At 69.5% G+C, this 18381-nt stretch carries 17 protein-coding genes; 10 read left to right on the top strand and 7 right to left on the bottom strand.

What is annotated here, in order from left to right:
• Positions 1 to 25: 25 nt before the first annotated feature.
• On the top strand, positions 26 to 838 hold the full coding sequence (locus tag AC1DVA_RS01555; RefSeq protein WP_265052186.1) for a dienelactone hydrolase family protein: 813 nt from the start codon (positions 26 to 28) through the stop codon (positions 836 to 838).
• Positions 839 to 841: 3 nt separating this feature from the next.
• Here the strand turns inward: AC1DVA_RS01555 and xseA are convergent, their stop codons facing one another.
• Complete coding sequence (gene xseA, locus AC1DVA_RS01550) at positions 842 to 2434, bottom strand: exodeoxyribonuclease VII large subunit (RefSeq protein ID WP_476804747.1); 1593 nt, start codon at positions 2432 to 2434, stop codon at positions 842 to 844.
• A 93-nt stretch (positions 2435 to 2527) separates the two neighbouring features.
• On the opposite strand from xseA, the gene purD reads away from it, so the two are divergent.
• From purD to AC1DVA_RS01535, 3 genes are read left to right on the top strand one after another with little or no spacing between them, the layout of a single operon-like run.
• The gene (gene purD, locus AC1DVA_RS01545) at positions 2528 to 3805 is read left to right on the top strand and encodes a phosphoribosylamine--glycine ligase (protein WP_476804746.1); all 1278 of its coding nucleotides are present in this window, start codon (positions 2528 to 2530) and stop codon (positions 3803 to 3805) included.
• Positions 3806 to 3814: 9 nt separating this feature from the next.
• Positions 3815 to 4753 (top strand): alpha/beta fold hydrolase, encoded by a 939-nt coding sequence (locus AC1DVA_RS01540; RefSeq protein WP_476804745.1) that lies wholly within the window; start codon positions 3815 to 3817, stop codon positions 4751 to 4753.
• A 23-nt stretch (positions 4754 to 4776) separates the two neighbouring features.
• Positions 4777 to 5652: a patatin-like phospholipase family protein gene (locus tag AC1DVA_RS01535; RefSeq protein ID WP_265052182.1), complete on the top strand. Its 876-nt coding sequence runs from the start codon at positions 4777 to 4779 to the stop codon at positions 5650 to 5652.
• Here the strand turns inward: AC1DVA_RS01535 and AC1DVA_RS01530 are convergent.
• Positions 5612 to 6466, bottom strand: coding sequence for an ArsR/SmtB family transcription factor (locus AC1DVA_RS01530; protein WP_265052181.1), 855 nt, complete (start codon positions 6464 to 6466; stop codon positions 5612 to 5614). The genes AC1DVA_RS01535 and AC1DVA_RS01530 overlap by 41 nt on opposite strands.
• Between AC1DVA_RS01530 and AC1DVA_RS01525 the strand changes: the two genes are divergently transcribed.
• Both AC1DVA_RS01525 and AC1DVA_RS01520 read left to right on the top strand, forming a co-directional pair.
• Entirely contained in the window at positions 6465 to 7208 is a 744-nt protein-coding gene (locus AC1DVA_RS01525; protein ID WP_476804744.1) for a sulfite exporter TauE/SafE family protein, read from the top strand. The genes AC1DVA_RS01530 and AC1DVA_RS01525 overlap by 2 nt on opposite strands.
• Positions 7209 to 7310: 102 nt before the next feature.
• Positions 7311 to 7562, top strand: a complete 252-nt coding sequence (locus AC1DVA_RS01520; protein ID WP_476804743.1) for a hypothetical protein — start codon at positions 7311 to 7313, stop codon at positions 7560 to 7562.
• 3 nt (positions 7563 to 7565) lie between these two features.
• Here the strand turns inward: AC1DVA_RS01520 and AC1DVA_RS01515 are convergent, their stop codons facing one another.
• On the bottom strand, positions 7566 to 8030 hold the full coding sequence (locus tag AC1DVA_RS01515) for a nucleoside deaminase (protein WP_476804742.1): 465 nt from the start codon (positions 8028 to 8030) through the stop codon (positions 7566 to 7568).
• 236 nt (positions 8031 to 8266) lie between these two features.
• Here AC1DVA_RS01515 and AC1DVA_RS01510 point away from each other — a divergent pair, with 236 nt between their 5' ends.
• The 4 genes from AC1DVA_RS01510 (at position 8267) to AC1DVA_RS01495 (ending at position 12268) form a co-directional block, all read left to right on the top strand.
• A complete protein-coding gene (locus AC1DVA_RS01510) occupies positions 8267 to 10519 on the top strand; it encodes a pseudouridine synthase (protein WP_476804741.1) in 2253 nt (750 codons plus the stop codon).
• A 3-nt stretch (positions 10520 to 10522) separates the two neighbouring features.
• The gene (gene rsmD, locus AC1DVA_RS01505; RefSeq protein WP_265052177.1) at positions 10523 to 11083 is read left to right on the top strand and encodes a 16S rRNA (guanine(966)-N(2))-methyltransferase RsmD; all 561 of its coding nucleotides are present in this window, start codon (positions 10523 to 10525) and stop codon (positions 11081 to 11083) included.
• Positions 11084 to 11246: 163 nt separating this feature from the next.
• Positions 11247 to 11897 carry a hypothetical protein gene (locus AC1DVA_RS01500; RefSeq protein ID WP_476804740.1) on the top strand — a complete coding sequence of 217 codons (651 nt, stop codon included), beginning with the start codon at positions 11247 to 11249 and terminating at the stop codon, positions 11895 to 11897.
• A gap of 14 nt (positions 11898 to 11911) precedes the next feature.
• Entirely contained in the window at positions 11912 to 12268 is a 357-nt protein-coding gene (locus AC1DVA_RS01495; protein ID WP_320109539.1) for a DUF2019 domain-containing protein, read from the top strand.
• 46 nt (positions 12269 to 12314) lie between these two features.
• On the opposite strand, the gene mutL is transcribed toward AC1DVA_RS01495, so the two are convergent.
• The 4 genes from mutL to AC1DVA_RS01475 all read right to left on the bottom strand — a co-directional run bounded on the left by mutL (position 12315) and on the right by AC1DVA_RS01475 (position 18300).
• Positions 12315 to 14120, bottom strand: a complete 1806-nt coding sequence (gene mutL / locus AC1DVA_RS01490; protein ID WP_476804739.1) for a DNA mismatch repair endonuclease MutL — start codon at positions 14118 to 14120, stop codon at positions 12315 to 12317.
• A 174-nt stretch (positions 14121 to 14294) separates the two neighbouring features.
• The gene (locus AC1DVA_RS01485; RefSeq protein ID WP_265052174.1) at positions 14295 to 15620 is read right to left on the bottom strand and encodes a glucose-6-phosphate isomerase; all 1326 of its coding nucleotides are present in this window, start codon (positions 15618 to 15620) and stop codon (positions 14295 to 14297) included.
• 36 nt (positions 15621 to 15656) lie between these two features.
• Complete coding sequence (locus AC1DVA_RS01480) at positions 15657 to 16952, bottom strand: M16 family metallopeptidase (protein ID WP_265052173.1); 1296 nt, start codon at positions 16950 to 16952, stop codon at positions 15657 to 15659.
• Between the two features lie 58 nt (positions 16953 to 17010).
• Positions 17011 to 18300 carry a M16 family metallopeptidase gene (locus AC1DVA_RS01475; RefSeq protein WP_476804738.1) on the bottom strand — a complete coding sequence of 430 codons (1290 nt, stop codon included), beginning with the start codon at positions 18298 to 18300 and terminating at the stop codon, positions 17011 to 17013.
• Between the last annotated feature and the right edge of the window lie 81 nt (positions 18301 to 18381).

Raw genomic sequence — 18381 nt, 5'->3', positions numbered from 1 at the left:
TCTCAAGCGCCTTGCCGCGTGTCTGATGAGCCTTTTACTGCTTGGAGCCCCGGCCGCCCTGGCCGCCGGCTACGAGCGCGTCTCGCTTCCGCTGGACGACGGGCATCTCGAAGGCGTCTTCTACCGCCCAGCCGGACCGGGGCCTTTTCCAGCTGTGGTCGCGCTGCATGGTTGCGGCGGTCTGTGGCGCGAGCAAGGCAAATTGTCGGTGCGGCATATGGACTGGGGCGAGCGGCTCGCTGCTGCCGGTTTCGCCGTGCTGATGCCGGACAGCTACGGTTCGCGCGGGCTCGGCTCGCAATGCGGCGTCAAGGACCTGACCGTGCGCGCCGGGCGCGAGCGCGTGAGCGACGCCGCCGCTGCGCGGAACTGGCTGCAGCACCGCAGCGATATCCGGCCCGGCATGATCTCCCTGCTCGGCTGGTCGGGCGGCGGCTCGACGGTTCTGGCCGCGATCCGCAAGGACCGGCTTCCAACCGACGGGCGGCCGGATTTCAAGCGCGCCATCGCGTTCTATCCAGCCTGCCGCGTGCAATCGGAATCGCCGAGCTTCTCGGCCCGCCTGCCGTTGCTGATCCTGATGGGGGATGCCGACGACTGGACGCCGGCAGCGCCCTGCGGCTACCTCGCCAAGGCAGCGCAGGCGCGCGGCGAGCAGGTCGGCCTCGTGCTCTATCCCGGCGTCCTGCATGATTTCGACCATCCGCGCCTCGAGGTGAGAGAGCGCGACAACATCGCCTATTCCGCCAGCGGCACAGGCAAGGTCACGGTCGGCACCAACATGGCCGCGCGCGAGGATGCGCTGAAGCGCGTCAACACCTTCCTCAACGCGCCCTGAGCTTCAGAACAAATCGCCCTGCCCTGCCGGGGCCGGACCCTTGCGCAGCGGGCGCGGCGCCGGCTTCGGCCCGCCGGGCTCGCCTCCGGCCACGGTGACGCCGAAGCTGCCATCGCCGAGCTGCACCGTCAGCGCCCGGCCCGGAAGCGCTTCACCGACACTGCGCACCAGTGCGCCGGCCTCGTCGCGGATCAGGGCGTAACCACGCGCCAGCACGGTTTCGGGGCCGAGCGAGCGGATGAGCGTCCATAACGAGGCAAGACGATCGCCGCGCCGATGCAGGCTCTGCCCGAAGGCGCGCTCGGTCCGCTCGGCCAGTGCGGCACCGCGGTCGCGACGCTGGATCAGGCTCTGGCCGAAGGCGTTGCGGGCGCGCGCATCGAGTGTCGCCAGACGATCGCGGGCATGGGCGATGCGGGTGCGCTCCTTCTCCAATGCGTTCGTCCTGGCGTTGGCGAGGACGCGCGCAAAGCCAGCGAGTTCAGCCCTCAATTTGGCAAGCGCCACGCGGGGCGAACGCGCCTCCAGCCGGCGCGACAGGCCCTGCAGCGCCTGCTCATGAGCGCGGGCGTTGCGCGCCAGCGCCGGAGCCAGCCGTGTCCCGGCGAGGTCGAGTCGCTGACGCGGGCCGGACAGCACCGCTTCCGGCCCAGGAAGGGCGCGAGCCAGCGCCCTCAGGTCGCTGCGGCGGCGGTCGGAGAGGCGAAGCATCGCCCCGGCGTGGCGCCGCGACAGGTCCGCCACGAAGCTCATCAGTTCGGCGCGGACCGGCACGACCTTCTCGGCCGCGCCGGTCGGCGTCGGCGCGCGCAGATCGGCAGCGTGGTCGATCAGGGTCCAGTCGGTCTCGTGGCCGACAGCCGAGACGAGCGGGATGCCGGAGGTTGCGGCGGCGCGCACCACGACCTCCTCGTTGAAGCTCATCAGGTCTTCGAGCGAGCCGCCGCCGCGCGCGACGATGATGACGTCCGGTCTCGGGATGCGCCCGCCCTGCGCCAGCGCGTTGAAACCGGCGATGGCGTTGGCGACCTCCGCCGCACTGGTCTCGCCCTGCACCCTCACCGGCCAGACCAGGACATGGCGGGGGAAGCGATCCTCCAGCCGGTGCAGGATGTCGCGGATGACGGCGCCGGTCGGCGAGGTCACGACGCCGATGACGGAGGGCAGATAGGGGATGAGCTGCTTGCGCTCCTCGGCGAAGAGTCCCTCGGCCGCCAAGCGCTTGCGCCGCTCCTCCAGCAGCGCCATCAGCGCGCCGGCGCCGGCCAGCTCCAACGAATCGATGACGATCTGGTAGCTCGACTTGCCGGCGAAGGTGGTGATCTTGCCGGTGGCGATGACCTCCAGCCCCTCCTGCGGCCGCGTCTTCAGCCGGCCGAAGACGCCCTTCCAGATCACCGCGTCGATCTTGGCGTTGGTGTCCTTCAGCGAGAAATAGACATGGCCGGAAGCGACCGGGCCGCGATAGCCCGAAATCTCGCCGCGCACGCGCACGAAGCCGAAATTATCCTCGATGGTGCGCTTCAGCGCGCCGGAGAGGTCCGAGACGGACCATTCCGGGGCATTGCCGGTCGGCAGGGGCGATTCGGTGTTCATGACCGGACCATAACGGCCCTGCCCGCACAGCAGAAGCGTTGCCGCCGCAGCGATCGACCGCTATTGCGCCCGTGACGGAGCGGAGATGGCGCCATGAAAATTCTTCTGATCGGATCGGGCGGGCGGGAGCATGCGCTCGCCTGGGCGATATCGGCATCGCCGCTCTGCGACCTGCTGTTCATCGCGCCCGGCAATCCCGGCACGGCGCAATGCGGCGAGAACGTCGCGGTCGATGTCGCCGACCACAATGCGGTGATCGCCTTCGGCCGGTTGCAGGGCATCGACCTCGTCGTCGTCGGGCCTGAAGGGCCGCTTGTCGATGGCATCGCCGACGATCTCCGCCAGGCCGGGATCAAGGTCTTCGGCCCGTCGAAGGCGGCGGCGCAGCTCGAAGGCTCGAAGGGCTTCACCAAGGAGCTCTGCGCCGAATTCGCGATCCCGACCGCCGCCTTCGGGCGCTTCGGCGATGCGTCTTCCGCCAAGGCCTATGTCGCCGCTCAGGGCGCGCCGATCGTGATCAAGGCCGACGGGCTCGCCGCAGGCAAGGGCGTGATCATGGCCGAGACGCTGGACGAGGCGAATGAGGCCATCGACATGATGTTCGCCGGCGGGCTCGGCGAGGCCGGCGCCGAGGTGGTGGTCGAGGAATGGATGATCGGCGAGGAGGCCAGCTTCTTCGCCCTCTGCGACGGCACGCATGCGCTGGCGCTGGCCTCGGCGCAGGACCACAAGCGCGTCGGCGATGGCGACACCGGCCCCAACACCGGCGGCATGGGCGCCTATTCGCCCGCCCCCGTGATGACGCCCGCCATGGAAGAGCGCGTCATGGCCGAGATCATCAGGCCGACCCTCGCCGGAATGGCCAAGCGCGGCACGCCGTTCCAGGGCGTGCTCTTCGCCGGGCTGATGATCACGGCGCAAGGCCCCAAGCTGATCGAATACAATGTCCGCTTCGGCGACCCCGAATGCGAGGTGCTGATGCCGCGCCTCAAGAGCGACATCGTGCCGGCCCTGCTCGCGTCCTGCGACGGCGTGCTCGCCAGCGTCGATCTGCGCTGGCGCGACGAGGCGGCGCTGACCGTCGTGCTCGCGGCCAGGGGCTACCCGGCGAAGCCCGAAACCGGCAGCGTTATCCGTGGCGTCGAGAAGGCCGAAGCGCTGGACGACGTCCTCGTCTTCCATGCCGGCACCAAGCTGAAGGAAGGCGAACTCACCGCCAATGGCGGGCGCGTGCTCAACGTCGTCGGTCTCGGCAAGAGCGTGCGGGAGGCGCAGGTGCGGGCCTATGAGGCGGTCGACCGGATCGACTGGCCGGAGGGTTTCTGCCGTCGCGACATCGGCTGGCAGGCGGTGAAGCGCGAGCAAGGCTGACAGCTCGCCATGACCGGGTCTATGCTCCCGGCCATGGCGAACATCGACACGCTCTTCCCCGGCTTCAAGGCACACTGGATCGACGGGCCGATCGGCAAGATCTTCGCCCGCGTCGGCGGCGAAGGGCCGCCGCTGGTGCTGATCCATGGCTTCCCGCAGACCCATGCCGAATGGCACAGGCTCGCGCCGGAACTGGCCAAGACCCACACCGTCGTCTGCCCAGACCTGCGCGGCTATGGCTGGTCGGCGGCGCCGCATGGCGACGGAGGCAAGGCGACCTACACCAAGCGCGGCATGGGCGAGGACATCGTCGCGGTGATGCAGGCGCTCGGTCATCTGCGCTTCGGCGTGATCGGCCATGACCGCGGCGCGCGCGTCGCCTACCGGCTGGCCCTCGACCATCCCGGCCGCGTCGAGAAACTCGTGCTCCTCGATATCCTGCCGACCGTCTCGATGTGGGAGGGCATGGACGCCGCGCGCGCGATGCAGGTCTATCACTGGACCTTCCTGGCGCAGCCCGAGCCGGTGCCGGAGAACCTGATCAAGGCCGATCCGGTCGGCTGGCTCGACCACACCATCGCAAGCTGGAGCCGGGCAAAGAACCTCGACCTGTTCGACCCGCTGGCGATGCGATCCTACGCCGAATCCTTCAACGATCCCACGCGCATCCATGCGGCCTGCGAGGATTACCGGGCGGGCGCCACCACCGACATCGAGCATGACAAGGCCGATCTCGCCGAAGGCAAGCGCATCCTCTGCCCGACGCTGGTGCTCTGGGGCGAGGCTGGCATCCCGGCCAAGGGCGCGAGCCCGCTCGAGACGTGGCACCAGAGCTTCGCACCGCAGGCCGAGGGACAGGCGATCGACAGCGGGCATTTCCTGCCCGAGGAAAATCCGGAGGCGACGCTGGCGGCGCTGAAGCCCTTCCTGGCTCGGGCGGTGGCTTGAGGCAGAGGACGGGAACGGAAGGCATGCCGGGCTCCCGTACCGCCATCTCCTCACAAGGAACCGGTCGCGCGCCGGAAATCGCGCTCGTGCTGGGTGCCGGCGGTGCGCGAGGCCTCAGCCATATCGCGGTGCTGGAGGCCTTCGACGAACTTGGGCTCAAGCCGTCGCAGATCGCCGGCTGCTCGATCGGCGCCATCATCGGCGCGGCCTATGCCGCCGGCCTCTCCGGCCGTGACCTGCGCGAGCATGCGCTGCAGAGCTTCCGCGACCGGGCCCGCGTGATCGCAAAGCTGCTCGACGCCCGCGTCGGCAAGCTCACCGACCTCGTGCGCGGGCTTGGCAACCCCGTGCTGATCGACGGCGAGCGGCTGCTGGACCTGTTCTGGCCGGAGGCGGTGCCGGATCGCTTCGAGGAGCTGGCGATCCCCTTCACCGCCGTCGCGGCCGACTACCATCGCCATGCCGAGGTGCTGCTCGACGAGGGGCCGCTGACGCCGGCCGTCGCGGCCTCGCTCGCCATCCCCGGACTGGTGCGGCCGGTCGCGCTCGGCGGGCGCGTGCTGATCGACGGCGGCGCCATCGACCCCCTGCCCTATCAAGGCCTGCTGGCGCCCGGCCGCATCGTCATCGCTGTCGATGTCAGCGCACCCACAACGGCAACGAGCGACACGCGCATTCCCGGCGCCATGGAGGCGATCGTCGGGGCATCGCAGATCCTGACCCGGACGCTGGTCCAGAGCATGGTCGAGCGCCGGCCGCCCGATATCCTGATCCGGGCGGGCGCCGATCGCATCGGCGGGCTCGACTTCTTCAAGGCCAAGGCGATCCTCGCGGCGGCCGAGCCGATCAAGGACGAGGTCAAGCGAGCGCTGGCGCGCGCTCTCGCAGCGGCGGGCTGACGGTTTCCGGCGCATCGCAGCGGAAACCGGGAAGCGCCGCTTCGAGCACGGTGCGGCCGTCTTCCGTCAGGCTGACGGCGCGGCTGTCCTTGCGACGACGCACCCACTCCATCTCGAAGCAGCGGCAGGCCAGCGCCGCTGCGAGATGTCCGGCAAGATGCGGCCGCCGCTCGCTCCAGTCGAGACAGGGACGCAAGGCGGCGCGGCGGCTCCTGGCGCTTGCTTCGGGATCGACCCCGAGCGCGACGAAGATGGCTTTCCCCGAATTGGTCAGCGCATAGCCGCCTTCGCTGGCAGAGAGATGGTCGCCCGTCATCAGCGCGTCGTGGATGCCGATGCCGAGCCGGCCGGCGAAATGGTCGTAGCAGGTGCGGGCCTGGCTCAATTCGGCGCCGACGCGCGACGGCAGGCGCCGGCTCGTCCCGTCCAGATTGGCGAGCACCATCAGGCCTTCGAGCGCCGCTGCAACTTCCGGCCCGGCCAGCCTGTAATAGCGGTGGCGCCCCTGCACGGCGACGTCGATCAGGCTGCCCTGCATCAGCTTGGCGAGATGGCCGCTCGCAGTCTGCGGCGCGACGCCGGCTATCCAGGCGAGTTCCTTGGCCGTGAGCGCACGGCCGTCCATCAGCGTGTGCAGCATGTTGGCGCGGGCAGGATCGCCCATCAGATGGGCGATCTCGGCGAGGTAGGGACCTTGCGTGTTCATGGGCCGCATGATGCGCCAACCCGCCACCACCGCAAGCGGGAACGCTACGGCGCCGGCCGTAGCATCGGCCCGCGACAGCCGCCGCCCCCAATGCCACAAGCGGGACATGGACAACACGACTCTCCTCCTCTTCGTCACCGCGACCTTCGTGCTCGCCGGCTTCGTCAAGGGCGTGATCGGGCTGGGCTTGCCGACCATCGCGGTCGGCATTCTCGGCGTGGTCATGGCCCCGGCCCAAGCTGCGGCGCTGCTGGTCGTACCCAACCTCGTCACCAATGGCTGGCAGATCGCGACTGGCCCGAAGCTCTGCGCGACGCTGCGGCGGCTCTGGCCGATGCTCGCAACCATCTGCTTGGGCACCTGGGCCGGCGCGGGCCTGTTGCAGCAGCAGAAGGACGGCTCCGCGACGCTCTGGCTCGGTCTGGCTTTGGTGCTCTATGCGCTTGTCGGGCTGAAGGCGGCGAAGCTGCGCGTGCCGCCGGCCTGGGAAGGCTGGCTCGGCCCCGTCATCGGCTTCACGACCGGCGTCGTCACCGCCGCGACCGGCGTCTTCGTGCTGCCGGCCGTGCCCTATCTGCAGGCACTCGGCTTCGACAAGGACGAGCTGGTGCAGGCGCTCGGCATCTCCTTCATCGTCTCGACGCTGGCGCTCTCCCTCGGATTGATCGGCGCCGGCGCGCTCAACGGCACAGTCGCCTGGCAATCGCTGCTGGCTCTTGTGCCCGCACTGGCAGGCATGGGCGCGGGCCAGTTCATCCGTAGCCGCATCTCGCCCGCGACCTTCAAGATCTGCTTCTTCGCCGGTCTCTTGGCGCTCGGCGCCTATCTCTGCTGGCGCGGTCTTGCCTGACGGCGCGCATCTTGCTTCACGACCCTGGACCACCTCGCCGGCCGTTAACGCTGCGCTAACCATACGGGCGCAGCCTCGGCGGGCAGCAACAGGAGCGCCTGCATGGATGCCTTCACCATGGTCGTCATGGCCTGCGTCGCTGGGGAGCCCCAGTGCACGACCGCGCGGATCAGCGAGATGGAGTTCACCACCGCCCAGGCTTGCGAAGCGCGGGTCGACGACATCATCGGCACGATGACCAAGGAATTCGGCAAGCGCCCCGAGTTCAAGGGCCGGCAGGTGACCTACGACGTCTCCTGCATGGACCGCATACAGCTCGCGCAGAAGTTCGGCATCACCTCGTCGGACACCTGAGGCTCAGCGCCGCTCGCGGAAGAAATCCCGGAGTAGCGCCGCGGCATCGGTCTCGCGCAGGCCGCCATAGATTTCCGGCACATGGTGGCAGGTCGGGCTCTCATAGAGCCTGACGCCGTTCTCGATCGCGCCACCCTTCGGATCGCCCGCGCCGAAATAGAGCCGCCTGATCCGGGCGAAGGAAATCGCGGCGGCGCACATCGGGCAGGGCTCGAGCGTGACGTAGAGATCGCAGCCGATCAGTCGCTCGCTGCCGATCGCCTCGCAGGCGCGACGCAGCGCCAGCATCTCGGCATGGGCGGTCGGATCCTTCAATTCCAGCGTACGATTGCCGGCGCGGGCGAGGACCGCGCCGTCGCGCACCACCACCGCGCCGACCGGCACCTCGCCGCGCAGGGCGGCCGCTTTCGCCTCGTCGAAGGCGAGCGCCATCGCGTCTGGCGCGGGAGACGGTTTCGGCTGCGGCATCATCAACCCCTGCTTTGGCGCTCGCAGCGAGGAAAAGCCTCTGCTACAAGCGCCGGTCATAGAGCCGGATCCGATCAGGTGGGATCAACCTGATCGGTGAATCCGTCTCTCAGATATTGATAGAGAACGCGTTATCCGATCAGATTGCGTCGCAAGCTGATCGGCGCGCGCTCTAGCGAATAAGCGAGCCAGGCCTCTCCGCAAAGCGGTTGTGCTCGGCCGGCTCAGGAGCAACCATGAAAGACGACAGCAACAACAGAGGCCGCGGCCCCCACAAGGGCGGTGGCGCCGGCGGCCGTGGCCCCGGCAAGGGCTTCGGCGGCAAGGGCTTCGGCGGCCGTTCCGGCGGGGAAAGCCGTGGGCCGGCGCGTGACGGCGAACGCAAGCCGTTTCGGGCTCACTCCGCCAGCGACGGGCGCCCCGCCCGCGATGGCGAGCGCAAACCGTTCCGCGGCCATTCGGCCGGCGACGAGCGCCCGGCCCGCCGTTTCGAGCGACCGGCCGGCAGCGAGGGCGAAGCCCCGCGTCCGCGCCGCTTCGACGGTGAAAGGCCCGCCCGCTTCAAGCCGGAAGGCGAGGGCCGCAGTTTCCGCGAGCGTTCGGGCGATGAGCGGCCCCGGCGCCCGGCAGGAGCGGGCGATCGCCCCTTCCCGTCTCGCGACAGGGCGCAGGGCGGCGCCGACCGGCCGCCGCGCGGCGAGGGCCGCGACGGCGAGAAGCGTTTTTCGCGGCCGCGCACGCCGCGCTTCGAAGGTGGCGGAGGCCATGACGAGCGGCCGCGCCGTTCGCACGACGCCGCACCCGAGCGCAAGCTGATCACGGCGGAGGAGCCGGAGCGGATCGCCAAGGTGATGGCGCGCGCCGGTGTCGCCTCGCGCCGCGACAGCGAGGCGATGATCGCGGAAGGCCGCGTCAGCGTGAACGGCACGGTGCTGGAAAGCCCGGCCCTCGACGTGAAGCCGACCGATATCGTGCTGGTCGACGGCGAGCCCTTGCCGGCGCGCGAGCGCACGCGGCTGTGGCTCTACCACAAGCCCCGCGGCGTGGTGACGACCAATTTCGACCCGGAAGGCCGGCCGACCGTCTTCGACGCGCTGCCGGAGGACCTGCCGCGCGTGCTGACCATCGGCCGGCTCGACATCAACACCGAGGGCCTGCTGCTTCTGACCAACGACGGCGGGCTGGCGCGGGTGCTGGAGCTGCCGGAGACTGGCTGGCTCAGGCGCTACCGCGTGCGCGCCTTCGGCGAGGTGACGCAGGACGTGCTCGACACGGTGAAGGACGGCGTCACCATCGACGGCATCCATTACGGGCCGGTGACCGCCCGCTTCGAGCGCCAGCAGGGCTTCAACACCTGGCTGACGGTCGATCTGCGCGAGGGCAAGAACCGCGAGGTCAAGACGGTGCTCGAGCATCTCGGGCTGACGGTGAACCGGCTGATCCGCATCTCCTTCGGCCCCTTCCAACTCGGCGACCTGCCCGAGGGAGAGGCCGACGAGATCCGCTCGCGCGTGCTGCAGGACCAGCTCGGCACCGAGCTCGCCGCCCAGGCCGGCGCCGACTTCGAATCGCCGCGCCGCGACGCACTGCCCGCCGCGCCGCGCCCGGCTCCGGCGGGCGACGACCGCCCGCGGCGCCGCCGCGACGAAACGGGACGCGATGGCGAACCGGCCCGCGCGCCCTTACGCGGCGACAAGCCGTGGACCCGCACGGTCTGGCGCGATGCCGAGACCGAGCCGCAGCGCGAGCGGAAGGCACCGCCGCGCCGTGGCGCCGACCCCAAGCTGGAACGCCAGAGCCGCGAGGAGAGCGGCGGCGTCGCGCGCCGGCGCGACAAGGCCATCGCCGATCCCAAGGGCCGGCGCGTGCTGGTCGAGCGTGTCGCCGCCCCCGCGCGCGCGGAGCCGGAGGCACCGCGCGAGAGCAAGCGCAGGCCCGATCGCAAGCCGCGCCAGGAACGGGGCAGCGCCGAGGCTCGGCCTCCGCGCTCCTTCGACCGCCCGAGCGGCGGCGAGAGACCGGCGCGACGCCCGCGCGAGGACGCCGGAGCGCGAGACCGCGCCGATGAGCGGCCCTGGCAGGATCGCGCGCCGCGCGGGGACCGCCCCGACCGCGCCCCTCGCGACGGAGCCGAGCGCCCTGCCCGCCGCTTCAGCGAGCGGCCGGCCGAGGATCGCCCCCGCAGCCGCAGCTTCGATGACAAGCCCGGTGGCGGCAGAAGCTTCGGCGGCGGCAAGAGCTTCGGCGCCCGTTCCTCCGAGCGACCTTCTGATGACCGGCCGCGTGGCCGCAGCTTCGGCGACAAGCCGGGCGGCGGCAAAGGCTTCGGCGGCAAGAGCTTCGGCGCCCGCTCCTCCGAGCGGCCGGCCGGCGGCGGACGCCCCTTCGGCGGCAAGCCGGGCGGCGGGCGGCCTGGTGGTGGCAAGGGCCCGCGCCCCGGCGGCGGTGGCAGAGGTCCGCGCCCTGGCAGTGGCGGTAACCGCGGCTAAGCGATGCGGATCGTCGGCGGACGCCTGGGCGGCCGGCCACTGGCCGGCCCGAAACCGGGGATCGGCAGCATCCGGCCGACCTCGGACCGCCTGCGCGAATCCCTGTTCAACGTGCTCGCCCATGCCTATGGCGATGCGATCGAGGGCGCGCGCGTGCTCGATCTCTTCGCCGGCACGGGAGCTCTCGGCTTCGAGGCGCTGTCGCGCGGCGCCGGCTTCGCCCTGCTCGTCGATGACGGGACGGAGGCCCGCGGCATCATCCGCGAGAACCAGATGGCGCTGGGCATCGCCGGCTTCAGCCGCATCTTCCGGCGCGACGCGACCAAGCTCGGCCCGATCACCGGCATGACCCCCTTCGGCCTCGTCTTCTGCGACCCGCCCTACCGCAAGGGGCTGGGCGAAAAGGCTCTGGTCTCGGCCCGCGAAGGCGGCTGGCTGGAGCCGGAGGCGCTGATCGTGCTGGAAGAGGCGGCGGATGCCGAGATCGTCCTGCCCGAGGGCTTCGAGGAGCTGGAGCGGCGGGGTTATGGCGAGACGCAGGTGATGGTGCTGCGGGCCTCATAGAGCCACGGCGGCGCCAGCGAACTTATCCCCACCCGCTGTTTCGCGCTTAGTCTCCGCATCCGCCGCGGAGACCCAGCGCCGGATGCCCACCCTACGATCCATCGAACCTTGCGGGCACGCTGCCCGCCACCATGCCGTTGCTTGCCGGCTCGCCGGCGATCGCATGATGCGTGCCCTCGCCCGCCTGCAGGCGCTGATCGAGAAGGGCGGCTTCAATCCGGATCAACCGCGTGTTCCGGCGGGCAGCCCCGAGGGCGGCCAATGGGGTGGCGGCGAGGGCTCCGGCCAAAGCCGGCAGCCCGGCATCGGCGACAATGGCGGCCCGGCGCTCGACCTGCCCAAGGATACAGCGAGGGGCCAGCCTTCAAAGACACAGGCCGCAAAGGCGCTGGCCAAAGCGATCGCGCTTCAGGCTCTGCGCCGAGCAGGTCCGGTCGGCGTCGTCATTACAGCGATCGAAGTGGGGCACTGGCTCTATACGGAGTATCCCTCGATCCGCTCCTATCAGGACGAGCCGAAGTCGCTCGACGAGTTGCAGCAGCATGTCGGTCAGCAGCGACCGGGCTATGACGACCACCATATCGTCGAACAGCACACGCGGTTGAACCAGGACTTTTCGCGCTCCATGATCGATAGCGTCGAGAATGTGGTCAGTATCCCGCGATACAAGCACCACGAGATCAGCGGGTGGTATGGTAGGCGAAACTGGAAGCTCGGCATGCAGACGCCACGCGACTATCTTCGAGGCAGAGACTGGTCGGAGCATGTGCGGATCGGTCATCAAGCCTTGCGGCAGTTTAAGGTGCTCAAATGATGCGGCAACGAGATTTGAAGTCCCTGTCGAACGCCGAGATCGTGCGACTTTTTGAACAGCTCTGCATCGAGCAATACGATGCGATCGAGCGTAACGAAAACGCACGAGCCAATCGCCTAATCTTGAAAACATGGGCTCTGGCAACTGAACTCAAATCCCGTCGTGGAGATCAGAGGCGCGTCCTCATGGAACTCTTTGGTCACCCCAACATGCAAGTCCGCCTGACGGCTGCGCATGCCAATCTCGCGGTCGACTACGTCGCTGCGCGACGCGAACTTCAGGCCATCGTCGACGAGCAATGGTTTCCACAAGCCGGCGATGCCGGCATGACGCTGGACAATCTCGATTCCGGTTTCTATCGACCGAGTTGATCGCAGTCGCGCCGGGCCCCCATCCGCCGGCGCCGTGATCGTTCCCTCACCGCCGCCCGAACAGCCGCTCGATATCGCTGAGCTTCAGCTCGACATAGGTCGGGCGGCCGTGATTGCACTGGCCGGAATTCGGCGTGATCTCCATCTCGCGCAGCAGCGCGTCCATTTCCTCGGGGCGCATCCGGCGGCCGGCGCGGACCGAGTTGTGGCAGGCCATCGTCGCCAGCACATGGTCGAGCCGGCGCTCCAAGGAGCCGGCCGTGCCATGCTCGGCCAGCGCATCGGCGACATCGCGGACGAGGCGCTGGAGATTGCCGCCGGCGAGCTGGGCCGGCGCCTCGCGCACCAGCACCGCGCCCGGGCCGAAGGCTTCGATGACGAGGCCGAGGCTTTCAAGCTCGCTCCCGGCAGCGACCAGCCGGTCGGCATCGACGGGGTCGAGTTCGACCACCTCGGGCAGCAACAAGGGCTGGCGGGCGATGCCGGAGCGGGCACGCTCGGCTTTCAGCCGCTCATAGACCAGCCGCTCATGGGCGGCGTGCTGGTCGACGATGACGACACCCTCGCGGGTCTGGGCGACGATATAGGTTTCGTGGAGCTGGGCGCGCGGGGCGCCGAGCGGCCGGTCGAGCGCGTCGGCTGACGGCTCGGCGAGATGCGCGCGGGCATCGGCGGAAGGCGCGGCGAAATCGGAGAAGCCGGATTGCGGCGGTGAGTACGAGGCCGACGCTGCGGCACTCCAGCCCGGCGTCTCCGGAAAAGCGGGACGCGGGATGGCGTTGCCGCTGCCGCCCATCGAGAAAACGGCGCGGAAGGCATCGAGCGTGCGCGCGCCACCGGTCGTGGTGGCGCGGTGGCCGGCGGCGGCGAGCGCCGCCTTCAGGCCGGAGACGACGAGGCCGCGCACCAGCGCCGGATCGCGGAAGCGCACCTCGCTCTTGGCCGGATGGACGTTGACGTCGACCGAGCGCGGATCGCAGCCGACATCGACGAAGAGCACCGGATGCCGGTCGGAAGGGACGACGTCGGCATAGGCTCCGCGCACGGCCGAGAGCAGCAGCTTGTCGCGCACCGGGCGGCCGTTGACCGCGAGATGCACGCCGGCCGAGGTGCCGCGATGGAAGGTCGGCAGGCCAGCGAAACCGCTGATGCGGAAGCCTTCGCGCTCGGCATCGATCTTCAGCGCATTCTCGGGGAAGTCCCGGCCGAGCGCGCGGCCGAGGCGGCGCAGAAGCCCTTCCTCGCCGAGCGGCTCGGCCGCCCAGTCGAAGGCGCTGACATGCTCGCCTTCGAGCGAAAAGCGGATCTCGGGATGGGCGATGGCGAGGCGCTGCAGCATCTCGGAAACGGCCTGCGCCTCGGCGCGGTCGCTCTTCAGGAATTTGAGGCGCGCCGGGGTGAAGATGAAGAGGTCGCTGACCTCGATCCGCGTGCCGGGCGCGGCGGCAACGGGGCGGACCACGCCCTTCTCGCCGGCCTCGACGACGAGGCCGTGCCCTTGCGGCGCTTCGCGCCGGCGGGTCGCGATCGAAAGCCGCGCCACCGAGCCGATGGAGGGCAGCGCCTCGCCGCGGAAGCCGAGCGAGCGAATCGCGAAGAGGTCCCCCTCGGGCAGCTTCGAGGTGGCGTGGCGCTCGACCGCGAGTTCGAGGTCTTCCGGCGTCATGCCGGCGCCGTCGTCGACGACGCGGATCAGCTCGCGCCCGCCGCCCGCGATGGTGACGGCGATCGCGCGCGCGCCGGCATCGATCGCGTTCTCGACCAGTTCCTTCACGGCCGCTGCCGGGCGCTCGATCACCTCGCCGGCGGCGATGCGGTCGACCAGGACGGGATCGAGGCGGCGGACGGTCATGGACTCGCCGTCATTCCGGGGCTTCGCGTCAGCGAAGAGCCCGGAATCCATGAACACCGGAGCTTGCCGACAGGGGCTGCTGCGGTCGAGGGAACCATGTCGGACCTGCGGTTATGGGTTCCGGGCTCAGGCCTTCGGCCTGCCCCGGAATGACAATGCGGCCAGCCGATTCGCTCAGCTGCGCCCCTCGGCAAGATAGCTCTTGGCGAGGAGCTTCGCCTCCTCCACCGCGGGCTGGTCGAAGGGATCCACACCCATGGCGTAGCCGGTCAGGATCGTCTCCAGCATGAAATGCATCAGCACCTCGCCATGGCTGGTCTCGTCGATCCGCTCGACATGGAAGCGGCGGACCGCGCAGCCATTCTTGGCGAAGGTGTCGATCATGGCGATGCCCTGCGCCGCCACCAGATCGCCGATCGTCTTGCCGGCGAAATCGGCCTGCCCGATCTTCTCCGCCAGGGCTGCGTCGATCTTCGGACCCTTGCCCTTCACGTTCGTGGTCAAGACCGTGAAGAACTTGTCCTTCGGCCCGGCGAGATAGAGCTGCTGCTGCGAATGCTGGTCGACGGGGCCGAGCGCGCCGACCGGCTGCGTGCCCTGCCCGTCCTTGCCGAGGCTCTCGGCCCAGAGCTGCATCCACCAGCGGGTGAGCAGCGCCAGCTTGTCGGCATAGGGCATGAGCACGGCGATGTTCTTGCCGGAGCGCATGGCGGCGAGGTGAAGCGCGGCTCCGACCGCCGAGGGCGTCTCGCGGACATCCTTGCCGGCCAGCAGCGGCGCCACCGCCCTTGCCGCGCCAAGCCGCAGCGCCTCGATGTCGAGGCCGAGCACGGCGGCCGGCAGCAGGCCGCAATTGGTCAATACCGAATAGCGGCCGCCGACATCGGTGTGGTGCTCGAGGAAGGGCGTGCCATAGGGTTCCAGCAGCGCGCGCAGCGGGTGCAGCTTGCCGGCTTTGGCCGGCTCGGACAGCCCCTGGAAGTGATCACCGATCTGCTTGTCGTCGAGATGCGCGCCCCGCAGCGCCTCGATCGCAGCGATCGACTGCAGAAGGGTCTCGCCGGTGCCGCCCGATTTCGAGATCGCGACGAACTTTGTCGTCTTGAGCGGCAGCCTGGCGAGCAGCGCCGCATATGTCGCCGGGTCGAGATTGTCGATGAAGTGGACGCGCGGGCCGGAGGTGAACTGGGAGAGGCCGGGGATGCCGTAGCCGGTGAGTTGCGCGAGAGTCTGGCCGCCCAGGCTGGAGCCGCCGGTGCCGAGCACGAGCACATCGGTGGTGCCGCCCTGCTTCAAGCGCTCGGCGGCAGCCTTCACGGGGCCGAGATCGGCCGTGTCGCTCGGCAGCTTCAGCAGCGGAAGCGAGCCATCCCTGGCCTGCCCCTGCAGCTTCGCCAGCGCAGGCTTGAGATCCCCCAGCGCCTTTTCGAAGGCCGCATCGGGAATGCCCCCTTTGCCGACCTTGGATTCGAGCGCGAGATCGAAGCTTTGCTGAAGCATGGGCACTATCCGTATCGACAGGAAGACAGGGCTATTTCAGACCAGCCCGACCGGCTTGCCAACCGCCTGGACGAGCAGGTCGGGATTGCCGAACAGGCGCTGCGCGACGCGCTTGACGTCGGCCAGCGTCACGGCAGCGAAGAGGCCATTGCGCCGGGCGAGGAAATCGGGCGTGTCGCCGCGCAAGGCGAGATGCAGCAATTCGCCGGCGATCTTCGGGGAGGTGTCGAAGCGCAGCGGGTAGGAGCCGATGATGTAGCGCTTGGCTTCCTCGACCTCATGTTCGGTCGGGCCCTCGCTGGCGAGCTTCATCATCTCCTCGCGGATCACCTTCATCGACTCTGCGGCGCGGTCGTTGCGGGTGGCCGTGCCGCCGACCAGCATGGCGCTCTCGCGCAGCGGCATCATGCTGGAGGAGACGCCATAGGCGAGGCCGCGCTTCTCGCGCACTTCCATGAAGAGGCGCGAGGTGAAGGCGGAGCCGCCGAGGATGTGGTTGAGCACGCTCGCGGGGATGAAGTCGGGGTCGTGCCACATCAGCCCCGGTCCCACGAAGCGCAGGACGGTCTGCGGCACGTCGAGATCGATGACATGTGTCTGGCCGAGGCCCTGGATCGGCAGCGGCTCGGAAGGGCGCGGACGCGCTTCCCCGGCCGGCAAGCCGCCGAACAGCAGGTCGAGGCGCCCGGCGAGCTCGGCAGCCGTGATGTCGCCGACCACGACGACCTTGAGCCCGCCGCGATCGAGCAGGTCCGGCGTCAGCACCCTGAGCGCCGGGGCTTCCAGTTTCGAGACGCTGTCGACATCGCCTTTCTCCGGCCGGCCGTAGGCATGGCCCGGGAAGGCCGCGGCGAAGAGTGCGTTGCGGCACATCACTTCGGGATTCTGTGCCTGGCGCTGCAGACCGGCGATGATCTGCGCCCGGACGCGGGCAACGGCGTCCGCATCGAAACGCGGCTGGTTGAGCGCCAGCGCCAGCAGTTCGAAGGCGGTGTCGCGGTGGCCCGCCAGGGTCTGCAGATGACCGTGGAAATCATCCCGGCGGGCCTCGAAGCCGAGGCTGATCGCGTGGTCCGCCAGCCGGCCCTGGAAGGCTTCGGCGTCGAGATTGCCGGCACCCTCGTCGAGGAGTCCCGAGATCAGATAGGCACTACCGGTCGCGTTCTCCGGATCCCGGCTGGCGCCGCCGTCGAAGGCGAAATCGACCGCGATCAACGGCAGGCTATGGTCTTCGACGAGCCAGGCCTCGATGCCGCCGGGCGAGCGGACGGTCTGGACCGCGATGGCGGGGCCGGCGGTATTGAGCTTGGGGGTCGGAATCGGCGCGTTCATGTCGCTTCCTGTCGGCGGGCCCTGAAGCCCGCCCGTTCGAAAGGGTAAGACCGCGAGGTCAGGCGGGCAGGAGCAGGCCGGTGACGCTGCGATCCGGCTTCAGATAGCGGCGGGCAGCCTCGACGACGGCGTCGCGGCTGATCGCCTCGATGCGCTGCGGCCAGGCGATTACGTCCTCGACGGTCTCGCCGACAGCCAGGGCCGAGCCGAAGATGCGGGCGAGCGAGGCCTGATTGTCGCGGGCAAAGATCGTCTCCGCGACGAGCCGCGTGCGGGCGCGCGCCAATTCGAGCTCGCTCGGCCCCTCAGCCAGGAAGGTCGCGAGGACGGCGTCGAGGCCTGCCTCCATCGCGGCCATCTCGACGCCCGGGCGCGGGCTCGCCGAGAGCTGGAAGGCCGAACGATCGACCATCGAGCCCATGAAATAAGCATTGGCGCCGGCCGCCAGCTCGTCCTCGACACAGAGCTTGCGGTAGAGCCGCGAGGTCGTGCCGCCGCCGAGGATCTCGGCGACGAGTTCGAGCGCCAGAACCTCGTCGCGGTCTCCGCTGGTGTAGGTCGGGGTCAGCCAGCCACGGCGCAGCGAGGGCTGCTGCACGCGGCGGTCGTTCAGCGTCACACGTCGCGAGGCGCGGGGCTCGGGCTCGATCGGGCGGCTGCGGACCGGCGCCGCGCCGCGGGCCGCGATCTTGCCATAGCTCTCCTCGGCGAGACGGCGCACCTCGGCGGCATCGGTGTCGCCGGCGACGACGAGGATCGCGTTCTCGGGCGTGTAGAAGCGCTGGTAATAGGCGAAGGCGTCGTCCCGGCTCAGGCCCTCGATCTCATGTTCCCAGCCGATGATCGGGGTGCCGTAGGGATGGTGGAAGAACAGCGTCGCGGAAAATTCCTCGCCGAGTTCGGCAGCCGGGTCGGAATCGACGCGCATGCGCCGCTCCTCCAGCACCACGTCGCGCTCCGGCGCGACGACGCTCTCGTCGAAGGAGAGACCGGTCATCCGGTCGGCCTCGTAGTCCATCATCGCGCGCAGATGCTCCTTTGGCACGCGCTGGAAATAGGCGGTGTAGTCGAAGGAGGTGAAGGCGTTCTCCTGGCCACCATAGCCGGCGACGATCTTGGAGAACTCGCCGGCGGGCCAGCGCTGCGTGCCCTTGAACATCAGGTGTTCAAGGAAATGCGCGATGCCCGACTTGCCGGCCGGATCATCCGCCGAGCCGTTGCGGTACCAGACCATGTGGGTGACGACCGGCGCGCGCTGGTCCTTCACGACCACGACATCGAGACCATTACCGAGGCGGAAGGACTCGACGGGCTCCGCCGCGTCGGGCTGGCGCGCGTGGATATTCACCTGATGCCGTCTCCTGCTCAGATAAGAAGGGGCGGGCACGATGCGCCCGCCCCAAAGAGAACTTGGTCAGCTTGCCCGGCT

It is taken from the genome of Allobosea sp. P4_C6 (genome assembly GCF_056402015.1).
Note: the sequence above shows the minus strand (reverse complement) of the source record. Positions and strands in the feature narration are given on the sequence as shown.